At 73.9% G+C, this 16,543-nt stretch carries 14 protein-coding genes; 6 read left to right on the top strand and 8 right to left on the bottom strand.

Annotated elements, in window-relative coordinates; genetic code table 11:
* Positions 1-150 precede the first annotated feature (150 nt).
* The 3 genes from ACIPM1_RS10975 to ACIPM1_RS10965 form a co-directional block, all read right to left on the bottom strand.
* Positions 151-654: a nuclear transport factor 2 family protein gene (locus ACIPM1_RS10975; protein WP_356190737.1), complete on the bottom strand. Its 504-nt coding sequence runs from the start codon at positions 652-654 to the stop codon at positions 151-153.
* Positions 651-1,556, bottom strand: coding sequence for a dihydropteroate synthase (folP, locus tag ACIPM1_RS10970; RefSeq protein ID WP_402432006.1), 906 nt, complete (start codon positions 1,554-1,556; stop codon positions 651-653). Before folP ends, ACIPM1_RS10975 begins: the two co-directional genes overlap by 4 nt.
* A 105-nt stretch (positions 1,557-1,661) precedes the next feature.
* The gene (locus ACIPM1_RS10965) at positions 1,662-3,473 is read right to left on the bottom strand and encodes a phosphatidylglycerol lysyltransferase domain-containing protein (RefSeq protein ID WP_402432003.1); all 1,812 of its coding nucleotides are present in this window, start codon (positions 3,471-3,473) and stop codon (positions 1,662-1,664) included.
* 228 nt (positions 3,474-3,701) lie between these two features.
* On the opposite strand from ACIPM1_RS10965, the gene ACIPM1_RS10960 reads away from it, so the two are divergent.
* A complete protein-coding gene (locus tag ACIPM1_RS10960; RefSeq protein WP_402432000.1) occupies positions 3,702-4,829 on the top strand; it encodes an alpha/beta hydrolase in 1,128 nt (375 codons plus the stop codon).
* A gap of 212 nt (positions 4,830-5,041) precedes the next feature.
* Positions 5,042-6,571 (top strand): hypothetical protein, encoded by a 1,530-nt coding sequence (locus ACIPM1_RS10955; protein WP_402431997.1) that lies wholly within the window; start codon positions 5,042-5,044, stop codon positions 6,569-6,571.
* 148 nt (positions 6,572-6,719) lie between these two features.
* Here the strand turns inward: ACIPM1_RS10955 and ACIPM1_RS10950 are convergent, their stop codons facing one another.
* Positions 6,720-8,006, bottom strand: a complete 1,287-nt coding sequence (locus tag ACIPM1_RS10950) for a PH domain-containing protein (protein WP_402432920.1) — start codon at positions 8,004-8,006, stop codon at positions 6,720-6,722.
* Positions 8,007-8,182: 176 nt separating this feature from the next.
* On the bottom strand, positions 8,183-8,782 hold the full coding sequence (locus ACIPM1_RS10945; protein WP_402431994.1) for a PH domain-containing protein: 600 nt from the start codon (positions 8,780-8,782) through the stop codon (positions 8,183-8,185).
* A 31-nt stretch (positions 8,783-8,813) separates the two neighbouring features.
* Here ACIPM1_RS10945 and ACIPM1_RS10940 point away from each other — a divergent pair, with 31 nt between their 5' ends.
* On the top strand, positions 8,814-9,965 hold the full coding sequence (locus ACIPM1_RS10940; protein WP_356190722.1) for an NADH-quinone oxidoreductase subunit D: 1,152 nt from the start codon (positions 8,814-8,816) through the stop codon (positions 9,963-9,965).
* A 91-nt stretch (positions 9,966-10,056) separates the two neighbouring features.
* Here ACIPM1_RS10940 and ACIPM1_RS10935 read toward each other — a convergent pair whose 3' ends face one another.
* Positions 10,057-11,058, bottom strand: a complete 1,002-nt coding sequence (locus tag ACIPM1_RS10935) for an SAM-dependent methyltransferase (RefSeq protein ID WP_402432917.1) — start codon at positions 11,056-11,058, stop codon at positions 10,057-10,059.
* Between the two features lie 193 nt (positions 11,059-11,251).
* Between ACIPM1_RS10935 and ACIPM1_RS10930 the strand changes: the two genes are divergently transcribed.
* The 3 genes from ACIPM1_RS10930 to ACIPM1_RS10920 all read left to right on the top strand — a co-directional run bounded on the left by ACIPM1_RS10930 (position 11,252) and on the right by ACIPM1_RS10920 (position 13,869).
* Positions 11,252-12,457 carry a sensor histidine kinase gene (locus ACIPM1_RS10930; RefSeq protein WP_356190719.1) on the top strand — a complete coding sequence of 402 codons (1,206 nt, stop codon included), beginning with the start codon at positions 11,252-11,254 and terminating at the stop codon, positions 12,455-12,457.
* A 75-nt stretch (positions 12,458-12,532) separates the two neighbouring features.
* On the top strand, positions 12,533-13,204 hold the full coding sequence (locus ACIPM1_RS10925) for a response regulator transcription factor (protein WP_356190717.1): 672 nt from the start codon (positions 12,533-12,535) through the stop codon (positions 13,202-13,204).
* Positions 13,205-13,236: 32 nt separating this feature from the next.
* A complete protein-coding gene (locus tag ACIPM1_RS10920) occupies positions 13,237-13,869 on the top strand; it encodes an AAA family ATPase (protein WP_402431990.1) in 633 nt (210 codons plus the stop codon).
* Between the two features lie 94 nt (positions 13,870-13,963).
* On the opposite strand, the gene ACIPM1_RS10915 is transcribed toward ACIPM1_RS10920, so the two are convergent.
* Positions 13,964-15,070 carry a DUF5937 family protein gene (locus tag ACIPM1_RS10915; RefSeq protein WP_402431987.1) on the bottom strand — a complete coding sequence of 369 codons (1,107 nt, stop codon included), beginning with the start codon at positions 15,068-15,070 and terminating at the stop codon, positions 13,964-13,966.
* Between the two features lie 173 nt (positions 15,071-15,243).
* A complete protein-coding gene (locus ACIPM1_RS10910) occupies positions 15,244-16,437 on the bottom strand; it encodes a threonine aldolase family protein (RefSeq protein ID WP_402432914.1) in 1,194 nt (397 codons plus the stop codon).
* Between the last annotated feature and the right edge of the window lie 106 nt (positions 16,438-16,543).

Here is a 16,543-nt window from a genome sequence, read left to right as displayed (position 1 = left end):
GGCCCCGGGGCGGCGGGTTTCGGGCCGGTCCGTCAGGTTTCACCGGATGTTTTCCCTGGAGAACCCGGCCGCTCGCGGGTCGGAAGCCGCCCCTACCCGGTGACCCGTGATTCCAACCACTCCCCGGCCCTCGTGGGGCCGCGTTCCCACTCAGGCGGGTGCCTCGTCGTCCTCGTCCTCGCCGTTCTCGGCCAGAACGGGGGAGGCGTGGTGCGACCACAGCTTCCATCCGGCGGGTGTGCGCCGGAACACGTTGGTGGCGACGACGAGCTGTCCGACGAGCGGGCCGAGTTCGTCGGCGCCTTCCGGGGCGGGCCCGCCGCTGAGGATGTTCTCGGTGCAGGTCACGAGGGCGGTGTCGCCGGTGACCGAGACGTGCACGTCGGTGAGGAAGAACTGGATGTAGTCGGTGTTCGCCATGATCAGCGCGTACGACCTGAGGACCTCGCCGCGGCCGGTGAGAACCGGCCAGCCCGGGTGCACGCAGGACACCACGCCGGTGTCGGCCGGGTCGTGGTACTCCTCGTCGACGCCCAGGTCGGAGGGCGTGAGCCAGAGGGAGGCGACCTCCTCGAAGTCGCCCCGTTCCATCGCCTCGTAGAAGGCGGTGTTGGCGGCCTCGACGTGTTCGACGTCGGTGTGGGGGGCGCTCACCGAGTTCCTTCCGGCGTGTTCTCGCCGGGCGTGTGCCCGCCGGTGCGCGCCACTTCCACGGCGTGCGCGACCCGTACCGCGTCCGCCGTCGCGCGGACCTCGTGCACGCGTACCGCCCACGCGCCGGCGTGTGCGGCGAGGGCGGAGACGGCGGCCGTGGCGGCGTCGCGTTCCCGCGCGGGGGGCGGGGCGCCCTCGGGGCCGGCCAGGACGCGGCCGAGGAACCGCTTGCGGGAGGCGGCGACCAGGACGGGGTGGCCGAGGCCGCGCAGGCGGTCGAGGTGGGCCAGGAGCGCGAGGTCGTGCTCGGCCTCCTTGGAGAAGCCGAGGCCGGGGTCGACGACGACGCGGTCGGGGGCGATGCCGCCCGCCAGGACGGCCTCCACGCGCGCGCGGAGCTCGTCGACGACTTCGGAGACGACGTCCCCGTAGGAGCCCTGGACGTTGCCGCCCTGCAGGAAGCCGCGCCAGTGCATGACGACGAAGGGGGCGCCGGCGTCCGCCACGACGGGGATCATGGCGGGGTCGGCGAGGCCGCCGCTGACGTCGTTCACCAGCGCGGCGCCGGCGGCGAGGGCCTGCTCGGCGACGGAGGCGCGCATGGTGTCGACGGAGACGGTGACGCCCTCGGAGGCGAGGCCGCGGACGACCGGGACGACGCGCCGCAGTTCCTCGGCCTCGTCCACGCGGGTGGCGCCGGGGCGGGTGGACTCGCCGCCGACGTCGACGAGGTCGGCGCCCTCGGCGACCAGGTGGAGGCCGTGCTTGACGGCGGCGGTCGTGTCGAACCAGCGGCCGCCGTCGGAGAAGGAGTCGGGGGTGACGTTCACGACCCCCATGACCGCGCAGCGGTCCCATGCCGGAAGGCCCGCCACTCGGCCGCGCCCGCTCTGGTTGTTCATACGTTCAGCGTAGGCCCCGGGTGCGGCCGTGACTTCCCGCGGTCCGGGCCCCGGCGGGGGCTCCGGCGCCGGAGAGGCGGTGGCCCGCGCCGGGCCCGGGCCGGTTCACGCCGCGCGGACGTCCCCCTCCGCCACCGCGTGCGGGCACGGGCGCTGGGCGGCCGTGCGGCGGCGCAGGAAGCGGGGCAGCGGCAGGGCGAGGCTGACGAACCCCTCCGCCTGCATGGCGGCGAAGCCGATCCGCGGCAGGTCGGAAGAGGCGCGGTAGACGACGAAACGCGGTTCCCAGCGAGGCTGGAACTTGGCGTTGAACTTGTACAGCGACTCGATCTGGAACCAGCGGGAGAGAAACACCAGCAGCCCGCGCCAGGCGCGCAGCACCGGGCCCGCGCCGATCTTCTCGCCGCGGGCGAGGGCCGAGCGGAACATGGCGAAGTTCAGGGAGATCCGCTGGACGCCGAACTTCGGCGCGGCCTGGAGGGCGGCGACGATGAGCAGCTCGTTCATGCCGGGGTCGGCGGCGCGGTCGCGCCGCATCAGCTCCAGGGAGACGCCGTCGGTGCCCCAGGGCACGAAGTGCAGGATCGCCTTGAGGTCGCCGTAGGGGCCGGGCTCGTCGTCGGCCTTGTGGGCGGTGGCGATGAGGCAGTCGCCGTCGGCGGGGTCGCCGATGCGGCCCAGCGCCATGGAGAAGCCGCGTTCGGTGTCGGTGCCGCGCCAGTCCTCCGCGGCCCGCCGGATGCGGTCCAGTTCGGCGTCGCCGAGGTCACGGATGCGCCGTACCCGGGTTTCGTAGCCGGCCCGCTCGATGCGCTTGACCATCTGGCGGACGTTGCGCATCGCGCGTCCGGCGAGCGAGAAATCCGCGACGTCCACCACCGCCTCGTCGCCCAGTTCCAGGGCGTCCAGGCCGGTCTCCCGGGTCCACACCTCGCCGCCGGTCTCGGAGCAGCCCATGACGGCGGGCGTCCAGGAGTGCGCCTTGGCCTCGTCCATGAAGCGCTCTATCGCGCCCGGCCACGCCTCGACGTCGCCGATCGGGTCGCCGCTGGCGAGCATCACGCCGGAGACCACGCGGTAGGTGACGGCCGCCTTGCCGCTGGGGGAGAAGACGACCGCCTTGTCGCGGCGCAGCGCGAAGTGGCCGAGGGAGTCGCGGGCGCCGTGCTTGGCGAGCAGGGCGCGCAGCCGCGTCTCGTCCTCCTCCGTCAGGCGGGCGGCGGGGTGTTCGGGGCGGAAGGCGAGATAGACCGTGGTGACCGCGGTGAGCCAGCCGAGGGCGCCGAGGGAGAAGGCGACGGTCCAGGAGGTGTTGCCCTGGTAGCTGACCGGCCCCTCGAAGCCGGCCAGGCCGTAGACCACATGGGTCAGCCGGTCGGCCACGCTCGGGTTGCCGACCATGCGGTGCGGATGGACGCTGACGATGATCATTCCGAGGGCCAGCGAACCGGCGCTCATGAGAACGAAGTTGGCCAGGGCCCGCCACCGGCTGCGCGGGTCGGGCAGGGCTCCGAACTCGGCCCGGTGGATCAGCAGCGGCGCGAGCAGGGCGGCGGAGATGACCACTCCGATGACGGAGTGCCGGTAGACGAACTCCGCGGCGGCGCCGGCCGGCAGCAGGGCCACGGCCGCACGCCACGCCCGGCGCTTACGCCGTTTGAGGCCGTGCGCGAGGAGCAGCAGGAGCACGCCCGCGCTGAGCGAGAGCGCCGCGGCGAAGGGGCCGAAGGAGCCCGGCAGCACCTCGGCGATGGCGTGCATACGGCTGTGCCGGAAGCGGGGGAACACGCCCGCGGCGATGTCCAGGAGGCCCACGACGGAGCAGGCCCTCCCGACCAGAGCGGGGACGGCCTCCGGGCGCGGGCCGCGCAGGACGCGGCGCACACGACGTGATCGGCCCGGAACCCCACCTGACATTTCCCCATCTATCCTGACAGACATCGCATCCCGTAGTTCTGCGAGAGACCTTGAATCCGGTGCCGATCCGGGCATCCGGCGACATTGCGCCCTCTAGGACGGTGTCTCGGGGAGAGAGGTTCACTCCCCTTCGGAAAGTCGGGTCAAAGGCAAGGGAAAGGCCGGGGCAAGCCCTCGCGAAGGAAGCGGCGGCGGGCCCGGGCGGGAAGTGCAGGCAGGAAAGAGCCCATGGGTCTCACGAGCAACAAAGTGCTGGTACTGACGGTCCTGATGGCCGTGCTGCTGTTCGTGGGCACGGTGTGGCTCTGGCCGCAGCTGGCGCGCCGCAGCTGGCGGTCCGTCAGCGGGCGTGTCGGTCTTCTGCTGGCCACCCAGCTGGCGCTCTTCGCCTGCGTCGCCCTCGCCGCCAACCAGGCGTTCGGGTTCTACGCGACCTGGGCCGACCTGTTCGGGCAGGAGACCGACCAGGGGGTCGTCGTCGACCACTCGACGGCCGGCGGCACCGGCGGTCCGCTCCAGGTGATCGGCACCCAGCAGATGAACATGTCGGGCGGGGCGCGGCCACAGGTGGCCGGGCAGATCCAGAAGGTCGACATCGTGGGCCGTACGACCCGCATCGCCTCGCCCGCGTTCGTGTACCTGCCGCCGGAGTACTTCCAGCCGCAGTACCGCACGCGCACGTTCCCTGCGGCCGTGGTCCTCACCGGCTACCCGGGCACCGCCCAGGCGCTCGTGACGAAGCTGAACTATCCGCGCACGGCGCAGGAGCTCGCGAAGAACGGGCGGATGCAGCCGATGATCCTGGTGATGCTGCGGCCGACGGTGGCGCCGCCGCGTGACACGGAGTGCGTGGACATTCCGCGAGGGCCGCAGACCGAGTCGTTCTTCGCCAGGGATCTGCCCGACGCCCTCCTGGCGCACTACCGGATCGGCAAGAAGCCGGGGAGCTGGGGCATCGTCGGCGATTCCACGGGCGGTTACTGCGCGCTCAAACTCGCCATGCACCATCCCGAGGTGTATGCCGCGGGCGCCGGCCTCTCCCCTTACTACAAGGCGCCGATCGACCCCACCACGGGTGATCTCTTCCATGGCAACAAGGAACTGCGAAATCGTGCCGACCTGTGGTGGAGCATCAGGCACCGGCCCGCTCCCGACACTTCGCTGCTGGTCACCAGCAGCAGGATCGGCGAGACGGACTACAAGGCCACGCTCGCCTTCGTCGACGCGGTGAAGGCGACGAACAAGACCCGGATCGCGTCGATCATCCTCGACAGCGGCGGGCACAACTTCAACACCTGGCGGCGCGAGATCCCGGGGACGCTGCAGTGGATGAGCGGGCAGCTGAGCGACCGCTGAAAACGATCTTGCGGAAGGGCGGGACCGGCGGAAGCGGGAGAAGCCGAAGGGCGGAAGACGGGGGAGAAGACGGGAGAAGACGGGGGAAGGACGGGGAGAAGGCAGGGGAGAAAAACGGCCCGGAACTCCTGAAGCCTTGTGAAGGCTTCGGTATGGCTGCTTTTTACGGCCCGGGGCTCCACGATTCGCCTACGCGCGGTAAGTTTCTGGCCATGCCACGTGGACGTCACCGCCATTCCCCACCTCTGCACAGGCTGCTGCCTCCCTCGGCGATCGCCGGCGTCTCCCTCGTCTGCGCCCTCGGACCCTGGGTGTTCACCACACCCACGGTGCTGCGCTCCCTCGCCGCGGCCGCCGCGGCGACGGCGATCCTCGGCGCGGTCGTCATGCGCCGCTGGGACGCGCAGGCGGGCAAGCAGGTCGCCGACCTCACGCGCGCGCGGGCGAGCGACGAGTGGCGCTTCGAGGAGCGGGTCGCCGAACTGGAGACCGATCTGGACGAGTCGCGCGAGCTGCGCGTCCGCCTCGAACAGAAGCTGCGCGCGAAGCGGGCGGAGCTGGCCGGGCTGCGCAACGAGCACGCCGCGCTGCTGCGGCGGTACGCCACGGCGGAGACCGAGCGCGCCAGCGCCCTGGAGGGCCGCCGCCTGCTCGAGATCGAGTCCGGGACCGACCCGCGCGCGCTGCCGCCCGCTCCGGCGGACCGCACGGAGCGGGCGGACAGCCCGGCGTACGCCGGTGCGGAGGCCGCGCCCGCGGGCCTCGACATCGTTGACACGGGCGACGGCGACACGGCCACCGTTCCCGAGACCGGGGCGGACGGCGCCGGGGAGAACCCGGCCGAGGGGGCCGACGCGGAGGGCGCCGGGACCGAGGCCGCGGGGGACGAGCCGGCGGCGGTGACCGGCGCCGTGTTCTCGCCCGCCGGGTCCCACCTGTTCCTGAGGGCCCGGGCCGCCCTGTCCCGCTTCGACGCGGACGCCGACGGCCACGAGGCGGCGGATACGGACGCGGACACGGCCGAGACGGCCGCGCACCCGGCGAAGACGGACGCGGACACGAACAAGACGGACACGGACAAGACGGAAACGGACGAGGCGGACGCGGCGAAGACGACCGCCGACGCGGTGAACGCGGACCCGGCGAGGACGACCGCCGACGCGGTGGACGCGGATGTGGCGAAGCCCCCCGTGGACGTGGTGAAGCCGGCCGCCGTGAAGACGGACGCGGCCGGCGGGACCGGCGCGCCCGCGGACGGCGCCGATCCGGCGACGACGCCCGGGAGCGCGGACCGTACCGCCGGGGCGCCGGCCCCCGCGGCGGAGGACGAACCGCAGGGGCAGTCCGGGGCGGCCGACGCGCACGAGCACGCGGCCGCCGCCACCACCTCCCGGCAGGCAACGCCGGCCAAGCCCGCGCAGCAGCCCGCGGGGCACTTCACCGTGCCGACCGCCGTGGCCGTCGTACCGGCGGCGCCGGCGCGACGTCCGCTGGTCGAGGGCGGCTTCGACTTCTTCGGCACGCAGAAGGGCGCGTCGCCCGCCGCCCTGGAGGCCGTCCAGAACGAGGACCTCGCCGACGTGGTCGGCGAAGAGGCCCTCGCCCTGCACAAGACGGAGTCCGACGCCGAGTTCAAGCCGGCGGACGCGCACGCCCACGGCGTGGGCCAGGTCATCGACCTGACGGCCCACGACGAGACGGAGCAGATCGACGTCCAGGGGCTGCGCAGCGCGGCGTCCTGAGCCGGCGGCAGCGGGCGAACGGCAAGCGGCGGGGCGGGAGGAGCCGGCCGGCCCGACGGCCGAGCGGGGAAGAGCCGACCCGACGGGCCGGGCGGAGGACAGGCGCGGAGGACAGGCGCGGTGCCGGAAGGCGCCGCGCCTGTCGCGTTCAGGCCATCCACCGGTCCGGGCGTGCGGCCCTCCGGCCGGTCCGTGACCGTTCCGCCTGGGCCCGCAGCAGCTCCGCCGCCTCGCCGGCGTCCCGCAGCCGCGCCGTCACCGTCCGCCCCGCCCCGGTGTCCACGTGCACGTCGGCGACCCGGCACCGCCGCTCCCACGGCCCCTGGGTCAGCCGTACGCTCTGCACCTTGGCGTGCGGGACCAGCGCCAGCCGCCGCCGCAGCAGTCCGTGCCGGGCGGCGAACACCGCGCCGGTGACGGTGAGTCCGCACCCCCGCCACGACACCGGCGCGCACCAGCCGGCCCGCCGGGGCGGCCGCGCCACCGAGGCCGCCTCCGGCACCGTCACCCCGGGCAGCACCCGCGCGACCAGCGACTCGGCGACCGGGCGCGGGGCCACCGGCAGCAGAACGGAGTTCGACGACCCGGCGACGTCCAGCTCCACCCGCACCCAGCCAAGCCGCCGCCACAGCAGTGGCTCCACGATCCGCACGGTCTGCACCCGTCCCGGCGGCACGGTCTCGTGCGTACGGTCCAGCAGCCCCCGGTCGATGCGCAGGCCGTCCGGCGACTCGCTCACCGTCCAGTCGTACTCGCCGGCGAAGCGCCCCGCGCCGCTCGCCCCGGCCGCGCCGGCCAGCGGCACCGCGACGGCGAGCACCGTCCACAGGCTGTGGGTCACCAGCCACAGCACCGGCGGTACGACGACGGCGGCGACCAGCGAGCCCCAGGTCGCACCGGTCAGCAGCAGCGACGCGGCGAGCACGCGCGGCGGCACGCGCACCAGCCGCCGCGCGGGTGCCTCGCCGACCTCGCGTGCGGTCCCGGGGGCGAAACCGGCCGCGCGGGCGAGCAGTTCGGCGCGCAGCGCGCGGGCCTCGTCCTGGCCGAGGAAGGCGAGTTCGTCCTTCCGGTCCGTGCCGACGACGTCCAGCTTGAGCTTCGCCACGCCCGCGACCCGGGCGAGCAGGGGCTGGGTGACGTCGACGGCCTGGATCCGTTCGAGCCGGATGTGCGCGGTGCGGCGGAACACCAGGCCCGTGCGTATGCGCAGTTCGGAGTCGGTGACCGCGAAGTGCGTGCACCACCAGGAGAGGAAGCCGTACAGGGCGGCGGCCGGGACCAGGACGGCGAGCCCGATCAGCAGGGTGGCCGTCGTCAATCTCGTGAGCTGCCGCTGGGCCTGGTCGGGGTCGTGCACGGCCCAGCCGGCGAGCACGGCGACCGGCGCCCAGGCCCGCCGGAGCGGGGTCACGGGATGCAGACGCCGCTCGATCGCGCCGTCGGCCGCCGTCCGCCCGGTCGCCGCGGCCGCTGTCCCGTCGGCCGCTTCCCGTTCGGTGGCCTCGGCCCCCGTCCCCCCGGTCGCCCCGGCCTCGGCACGTCCCTCGTCGGCTCCGTCCCGGACGGGGCCGGTGCCCTCCGGTGCGGCCCGCTCGTCCCCGGCGGCCGTCACAGCCCCGCCGATCGTGCCTCGCCCAGCTCGGTGAGCCGGTCGCGCAGCCGTTCGGCCTCGGCCGGGTCGAGGCCGGGGATGGTCGCGTCGGTCGCGGCGGCGGCGGTGTGCAGCTGGACGGTGGCCAGCCCGAAGTGCCGCTCGACGGGCCCGGAGGTGACCTCCACCAGCTGCATCCGCCCGTACGGCACGACGGTCTCCTCGCGCCACAGCACACCCCGGCTGATCAGCAGGTCGTCGTCCCGCTCGGCGTACCGCCAGGAGCGCCAGTTCCGGCCGAGCAGCACCCAGCCCCACGCCGTCAGGGCCAGGGGCAGCAGCGCGAACGCGGCCCAGGCGGGACCGGCGAGCACTCCCAGCAGCGGCCCGAGGACCAGGGCGATCAGCCCCAGCCACACCACCAGCAGCAGCCGCCGCATCCGCAACAGCCCCGGCGGCAGCCCGGTCCACACCGGCTCACCCGGCGGTCCGGACGCCGACCCGCTCCCCGAGCCGTTCCCCGCACCGCCCCGCGAACCTCCCCCCGGCTGGTCCTCCGGTCGGCCCGCTGCCCGGCCCTCCGCCTCCCGCGCGTTCTCCTGGCTCCCCGTCTCCATGGCGCAAGCGTACGTAGGGGAGACTGTGTCCATGACTCCTACGACGGAGACCACGGTCGGGATCGGCGGTGCCGCGGAGAGCACCGACATGGTCCTCAACATCGGCCCCCAGCACCCCTCCACGCACGGCGTGCTGCGGCTCAGGCTGGTGCTGGACGGCGAGCGCATCAGGCACGCGGAGCCGGTGATCGGCTACATGCACCGCGGCGCGGAGAAGCTGTTCGAGGCGCGCGACTACCGTCAGATCATCATGCTCGCCAACCGCCACGACTGGCTGTCGGCCTTCTCCAACGAGCTGGGCGTGGTCCTCGGCGTGGAGCGCATGCTCGGCATGGAGGTGCCCGAGCGCGCGGTGTGGACGCGCACGCTGCTCGCGGAGCTGAACCGGGTGCTCAACCACCTGATGTTCCTCGGCTCGTACCCGCTGGAACTCGGCGGCATCACCCCGGTCTTCTACGCGTTCCGGGAGCGCGAGGTGCTCCAGAACGTCATGGAGGAGGTCTCCGGCGGCCGGATGCACTACATGTTCAACCGCGTCGGGGGCCTGAAGGAGGACCTGCCGGCCGGATGGTCCGCACGCGCGCGCGCCGCGGTCGCCGCGGTGCGCTCGCGCATGGACGTCTTCGACGACCTGGTGCTCGGCAACGAGATCTTCCGGGGCCGCACCCGGGGCGTGGGTGTGCTGACGCCGGGCACCGTGCACGCCTACGGCGTGAGCGGGCCGATCGCGCGCGCCTCCGGCGTCGACTTCGACCTGCGGCGCGACGAGCCGTACCTGGCCTACGGGGAGCTGCGGGACACCCTGAAGGTGGTGACCCGGACCGAGGGCGACTGCCTGGCCCGCTTCGAGTGCCTGCTGGAGCAGACGCACAACGCGCTCGACCTCGCCGACGCCTGCCTGGACCGGCTCGCCGAGCTGCCGCCCGGCCCGATCAACCAGCGGCTGCCGAAGGTGCTGAAGGCGCCCGAGGGGCACACGTACGCGTGGACCGAGAACCCGCTCGGCATCAACGGCTACTACCTCGTCAGCAAGGGCGAGAAGACCCCGTACCGGCTCAAGCTGCGCTCGGCGTCGTACAACAACATCCAGGCCCTCACCGAACTGCTGCCCAACACGCTGGTCGCGGACATGGTGGCGATCCTGGGCTCGATGTTCTTCGTGGTCGGGGACATCGACAAGTAGGTCGCGACGGCCGGCCGCGCGCGTGGCCGGGACCGCCGGCCGGGGGACGCCGACCGGGACACACCGGCCGGGAAGGCGCGGGTCCGGGCGGTCAGCCGGGAAGCGGGTCCGCGATGCCCACCGCCCGGCAGAGCCAGCCGAAGCCGCCCAGGCCGTCGGCCGCGGTGAGCTCGGCGGCCTCGCCGGCCTGCGCGAGGGCGCGTACGTACTCCGCGGGGTGGGTGGAGGCGAGGGCGAGTGAGGGGCGTGCGCCGGTGATGCCGAGGGCGTGCAGCGCGTCGCGCTGAGTGAGCACACGCGCCCCCGGCGGACCGGCCGCGGCGCACGCGTCGAGCGCGACGTGCGCGGTGAGGTCGCACGACCCGTCCGGCACGGGGGCCGTTTCCCGGCCCTCCCGGAACCCGGTGAGGGTCCCGAAGGGCGGCCGGGCGCCCGCGGTGTGCGCGTAGTCGACCGCGACGGCCAGGCCCCGCTCGACCCGGGACGCCGCGGTGGTCCAGGCCTCGTCCCGGGGCAGGCCGATCTCCGCGCGCAGGCCCTGCTCGGCCGGCAGCGGCCACCACCGCGCCAGCCACTCCGCCTCGGCCTCCGGGAGCGGCCCCCCGAGCCGCTCGGTGCCGTCCCGGCGGACGAGGACGAGCCGGGGCACACCGGCGGCGTCCACCTCGGCGACCTCCACCGGTACGTTGTCCAGCCACTCGTTGGCGAACAGCAGTCCGTTGATCCCCCGGGGGATCCCGGTCCGCCACGCCACCCGCGGGTCGAGTCCCGCGGGCCGGGCGGCGATCTCGACGGCGCACGGCCGCGTGCGGGCCGCCACGTCGGCGGGCAGCGCGGCGAGCACCGCGCGGGTCAGCTCCCCCCGCCCGGCCGCCATGTCGACGAAGTCGAGCGTCGCGGGCCGCCCCAGCGCCTCGTCCACCCGGCACAGCAGCCGCGCCACGGCCCGCGCGAACAGCGGCGAGGCGTGCACGGACGTGCGGAAGTGCCCGGCCGGGCCCTCGGGGCGCCGGTAGAAGCCGTCCGGTCCGTAGAGCGCCGTCTCGGCCGCGGCCCGCCAGCCCCGCCACTCGGGGGCCGGGGCGCCCGCCACGCCCTCGCCGCCCGCCGTGCCGTGCCCCGTGCCGTCCGTGCCGTGCCCCGCGCTGTCCGCTGTGTCGTCCGCCACCCCGCCAGACTAGGCGCCCAGATGATCACGGCATCCACCTTGGGGAGTACGAGGGCGGCGTGCGGATCGGCCCTCCGGTTGACCCCTGCACACACCACGCTTCCCTACTCTGGGTTACGTGCAGCGCCTCTATGACTTCCTCCGCAGGCACCCGATGTGGGTCGACGGCTTCTGGGCCCTCGCCCTGCTCGGGATCTCCGGCGTGAGCGTATCGAGCGTCAACGGGGCGCCGGACCACCACGGATCGCTCGGTGCGGCACTGGGCGTGTCCGTCGTCCTGAGCGCGGTCGTCGCGCTGCGCCGCCGTATGCCGGAGCGGATGCTGGTCCTGGCGGCGGCGACGGGCGCGGCCCAGCTGGTCCTGGACGTCCAGACCACCGTGGCCGACTTCGCCCTGCTGGTGATCGTCTACACGGTCGCCGCGATCGGCGCCCGCTGGGCCTCCCGGTTCGCCCTGGTGGGCGGACTGAGCGCGGCGACCCTGGCGCAGATGCGCTGGCCGGCCCAGCACACGAGCGCCCTGGGCGACGTCGCGATAGCCGTCTTCCAGACGGTGCCGTTCGCCCTCGCCTGGGTGCTCGGCGACTCGATGCGCACCCGCCGCGCCTACTTCGCGCAGCTGGAGGAGCGCGCCGCCCGTCTGGAGAAGGAGCGCGAGGCGCAGTCCAAGGTCGCGGTCGCCGCCGAACGCGCCCGGATCGCGCGCGAGCTGCACGACGTGGTCGCGCACAACGTCTCGGTGATGGTGGTGCAGGCCGACGGCGCAGCCTACGTCCTCGACGCGGCCCCCGACCAGGCGAAGAAGGCCCTGGAGACCATCTCCTCCACCGGCCGCCAGGCCCTCGCCGAGATGCGCCGCCTGCTGGGCGTGCTGCGCACCGGCGAGCACCAGGAGGTCGGCGAGTACGTCCCCCAGCCCGACGTCGAGCAGATCGAGGACCTGGTGCAGCAGTGCCGCGGCTCCGGGCTGCCCGTCGACTTCCGGGTCGAGGGCACCCCGCGCCCGCTGCCCAGCGGCGTCGAGCTCACCGCGTACCGGATCGTTCAGGAGGCGCTGACCAACACGCGCAAGCACGGCGGTCCCGAGGCGGGGGCGAGCGTGCGCCTGGTCTACTTCGACGACGGCCTCGGCCTGCTCGTCGAGGACGACGGCAAGGGCGCCCCGCACGAGCTGTACGAGGAGGGCGGCGCCGACGGCCAGGGGCACGGCCTGATCGGGATGCGGGAACGCGTCGGCATGGTGGGCGGCACCCTGGACGCGGGCCCGCGCCCCGGCGGAGGATTCCGCATCAGCGTCCTGCTGCCCCTCAAACCGGCGCACTGACGCCGCCCGCACGCTCCCGGTTGACACCTGTCACGCCCCACCCGCCGACCACCGATGGACATGGAAGAGGCCCCGATGACGATCCGCGTGATGCTCGTCGACGACCAGGTGCTGCTGCGCACCGGGTTCCGGATGGTGCTCGCCGCCCAGCCGGACATGGAGGTCGTGGCGGAGGCGGGCGACGGTGTCGAGGCCCTCCAGGTGCTGCGCGCGACCGAGGTCGACGTGATCCTCATGGACGTGCGGATGCCGAAGCTGGACGGAGTGGAGACCACCCGTCGTGTCTGCGCGGATCCCGACGCGCCGAAGGTGCTGATCCTGACCACCTTCGACCTCGACGAGTACGCCTTCTCCGGGCTGAAGGCGGGCGCCTCCGGCTTCATGCTCAAGGACGTGCCGCCCGGCGACCTGCTCGCCGCGATCCGCGCCGTGCACAGCGGTGACGCCGTGGTCGCGCCCTCCACCACCCGCCGGCTGCTCGACCGCTTCGCGCCCATGCTGCCGAGCGGCGCCAAGGAGCCCCGGCACAAGGAGCTGGAGCGGCTCACCGACCGTGAGCGGGAGGTCATGGTGCTGGTCGCGCAGGGGCTGTCGAACGGCGAGATCGCGGCCCGGCTGGTGCTGTCGGAGGCGACCGTGAAGACGCACGTGGGCCGGATCCTGACCAAGCTCGGTCTGCGGGACCGGGTGCAGGTGGTGGTGCTGGCGTACGAGACGGGGCTCGTCCGGGCCGGCGGACACGGCTGACCGCGCCGGCCGCCGTCGGTAGGGTGCGGCGTATGCTCCTGTGGATCAACGGCCCCTTCGGCGGCGGAAAAACACAGACCGCACACGAGATCCAGCGCCGCCTGCCCGGCAGCGTCATCTGCGACCCCGAGCACGCCGGTTTCGGCCTGCGCCGGATGCTGCCGCCCGAACTGCGCGGAGACTTCCAGGACTTGACCTCCTGGCGGCAGGGCGTGGTCGAGGTCCTCGACCTGACCCTGGCCCGGCACGAGGGTGTGGTGATCGTCCCCATGACGGTCACCGACCCCGACTGCTTCGCGGAGACGGTCGGCCGACTGCGCGAACTCGGCCATCCCGTACACCACTTCAGCCTCCTCGCGGAACGGGAGACCGTCCTGCGGCGACTGCGGGAGCGCGGCTTCGGGCAGGTCCTGCGGTGCGTCGGCGGGAAGGGGGCCGGGCTGGGCCGGGAGACCTGGGCCGTACGGCGGCTCGACCACTGCCTGGAGCGGCTGCGCGAGCCCGAGTTCGCCGAGCACCTGTGGACGGACCACTCGACCGTGCCGAAGACCGCGGACCGGATCGCCGTGCTGGCCGGGCTGACGCTGACGCCGCACCGCGGGGGAGCGCTGCGGACCCGGATCAGACAGGCGAAGGTCGGCGTCAGGCACATCCGGTTCGACTGACCGGGCCCGGCCCGATCCTCCGCCGGAGGAATTCAGCGGCCGCGGGTGAGCGCCGCACCGCTGTCCGAGGATCGAGCGGCTGGGCTCCGAACCGCTATCTGAGGATCCCTTCGAGGAAGTCGCTGCCGAGCCGGGCCACCGTGGCGACGTCCAGCTGGTGGAGCACGTAGCGGCCGCGGCGGCGGGTGGTGACCAGGCCCGCCTTCTTCAGCAAGCTCAGGTGCCGGGATATCTCGGGCGCCGTCATGCCGTGCACCTGGGTCAGCTCGCCGGTGGTGAAGGCGCTGCGGGCCAGACTCCGGCACAGCCGCATCCGCACCGGGTGGGACAGGGCGGTCATCCGCAGGGTCAGCTGCTCCACCGAGGGCGGGGCGGCGAGCTCGGGGGAGCCGACCGGGTAGTGCAGCACCGGCTGCCAGCCGTACCGGTGCAGCACCATCAGATGCGGCCGGCCCAGGCTCGTCGGGACCAGCAGCAGGCCGCCGCCCGCAGTGGCGGTGCGGCCCTCGCCCAGCTTGTCGACGGTGATCCGCCCGGCGTCCTCCTCCAGCGTGACCGCCGGGGACACCGCGGCCAGCGCCTCGGCGAGGCCCTTGCGGCGCAGCAGCTCCGTCTTGTGCCGTGCGTCCGCGGCCAGTTGGTGGCGAAGCCGGGCCCAGGTCTCCGCGAAGAACGCCTCGTCGCAGTCCTGGAGGAACCGACGCAGCCAGGCTCTGATGCGGGGCGGGTCGGCGAGCAGCCGCTCGCCGAAGCGCAGCTGCCGGGGTCCGCGCGCGGCGGCGAGATCCAGGGCGCGGCGGCGCAGGCCGGCGTCGGCGAGCGGACCGGCGCCGGGGGTTCCGTAGGGGAGCGAGCAGGTGAACTCCAGCGCCGCGTCGACGAATTGCTCGTCGGACAGCTTGTCCAGCAGGTCCAGGTCCTCGGCGAGGGTCTGGCCGGGCAGGGTGGCGCCGCCCGGTATGCCCGCGTACGGCTGGAAGAGGTCGGAGAACGTGGTCCGCCACAGGAAGTCGGCCTCGCACATCCGGTCGGCCAGGTGGCAGTCGAGCCGGGCGGTCACCGCCGTCACCCAGCCCTGGAGGCCCGGATGGTGCCCCGGCTCGGACAGCGCGTGCAGTGCCATCCCCATCTCGGCCAGAGGTGAGGGCGCCGCGACGATGTTCTCCGGCCGCAGCCCCCCGATGTCGATGCGCACGCTCATGCCCTCATGGTGCACCCCACCACTGACAACGCGGCCGCCGATTGACGAGGACCGTCAACCGACGCGCCGTCAGCGGCAGTCGGCGTCGAGCCCCGCTCGGACCGCCCGGCCGGGGCCTTCCGCCGCCTCTGCCGCCCCCCTGCTCCCTCACGACTGCCGCCCCGCCGCCTCCCTCACCCCTGCCGCCCCGCCTCCTCCGTAAGCCGGGCCGTGAACTCGGCGGCCGCCGACCTGACGTCGTCCGCGCTCCACTCCAGGCCGGCGGCCCGCACGTAGACCTCGGTGCAGGCCAGGCCCGGCCCCTTGGCGTCCCAGCCGTGGGCGAAGAGCATCACACCGGTCTCCTCCGCCGTCCGGATCGCGGCCGGCGCGGCCGTGTCGGCGTCGTACGGCAGCCAGACCTGGAAGTCGTGCGTGTGCGGCTCGGCCGGGTGGACGCGTGTCCAGGGCAGCGCGGCCGCCGCGAAGCCCTCGCGCAGCGCCGCGGCGACCACGCGCGCGTGCCGCACGTACTCGGGCAGCCGGGGCAGCTCCCGTTCCAGGCCGGCCAGCGCGGACAGGGCGGTCGGGAACTGCTGGAACGCCAGGCCGCCGTACCGGTGCCGCCAGGTCTTGGCCTCCTCCACCAGCGCCCTCGGGCCGACGAGCGCCGCGCCGCCGTAGCCGTCGAGGGACTTGTAGAAGGACACGTACACGCTGTCGGCGAGGTCGGCGATCTCGTGCAGCGGGCGGCCGAAGTGGACGGTGGACTCCCACAGGCGCGCGCCGTCGAAGTGCACCACCGCGTCGCGCTCGTGCGCCGCCTCGACGACCGCGGTGAGCTCCTCCCAGGTGGGCAGCACGAAACCCGCCTCCCTGAGCGGCAGTTCCAGCATCAGCGCCCCGAACGGTTCCTCCAGGTCGCGCACCTCGGCGGCGGTCGGCAGCCGGGGCTCGCTGGTCACCTGCACCGGGCGCAGGCCGCTGACCTGGCTGAACGCATGCCGCTCATGCATCTCGGGGTGGGCCAGCGCGTGCAGCGCGACGGTCGTGCTCCCCGTGCGGCCCGCCCAGCAGCGCAGGGCGATCTGCTGGGCCATCGTCCCCGTCGGGAAGAAGGCGGCCGCCTCCTTGCTGAGCAGCCCGGCGACCTTCTCCTCCAGGGCCGCGACGATGCCGTCGCCGTACATGTCCGACGCCGTGTCGAGGTCGTACAGGCCCCGCGCCCCGTCCAGCACCGCCAGCCGCTCCCGGAGCGTGCCGAGGAAGCCGGGGCGCGCGAGCACGCGTTTCGCGCTGCGGTACGCGTTCACGCGCCGTGCGCGCAGCTGTTTGTGCCGCTCTTCGTCCGATTGCGGATGTTCCTGCCGTATGTCCTGCCGCGCCATGTCGCTCATGCACGGGATCATCCCGTGGGTCCGGTCGGGCGGGCACCGCGTTTTCCGTCCGGGCGTGCGGGATTCCGCGCCGGGGCCGTGGGGAAACCCACAGCCT

It is taken from the genome of Streptomyces sp. NPDC086766 (genome assembly GCF_044746005.1).
GTDB lineage: Bacteria > Actinomycetota > Actinomycetes > Streptomycetales > Streptomycetaceae > Streptomyces.
This window is presented reverse-complemented; position numbering and strand designations above follow the sequence as displayed.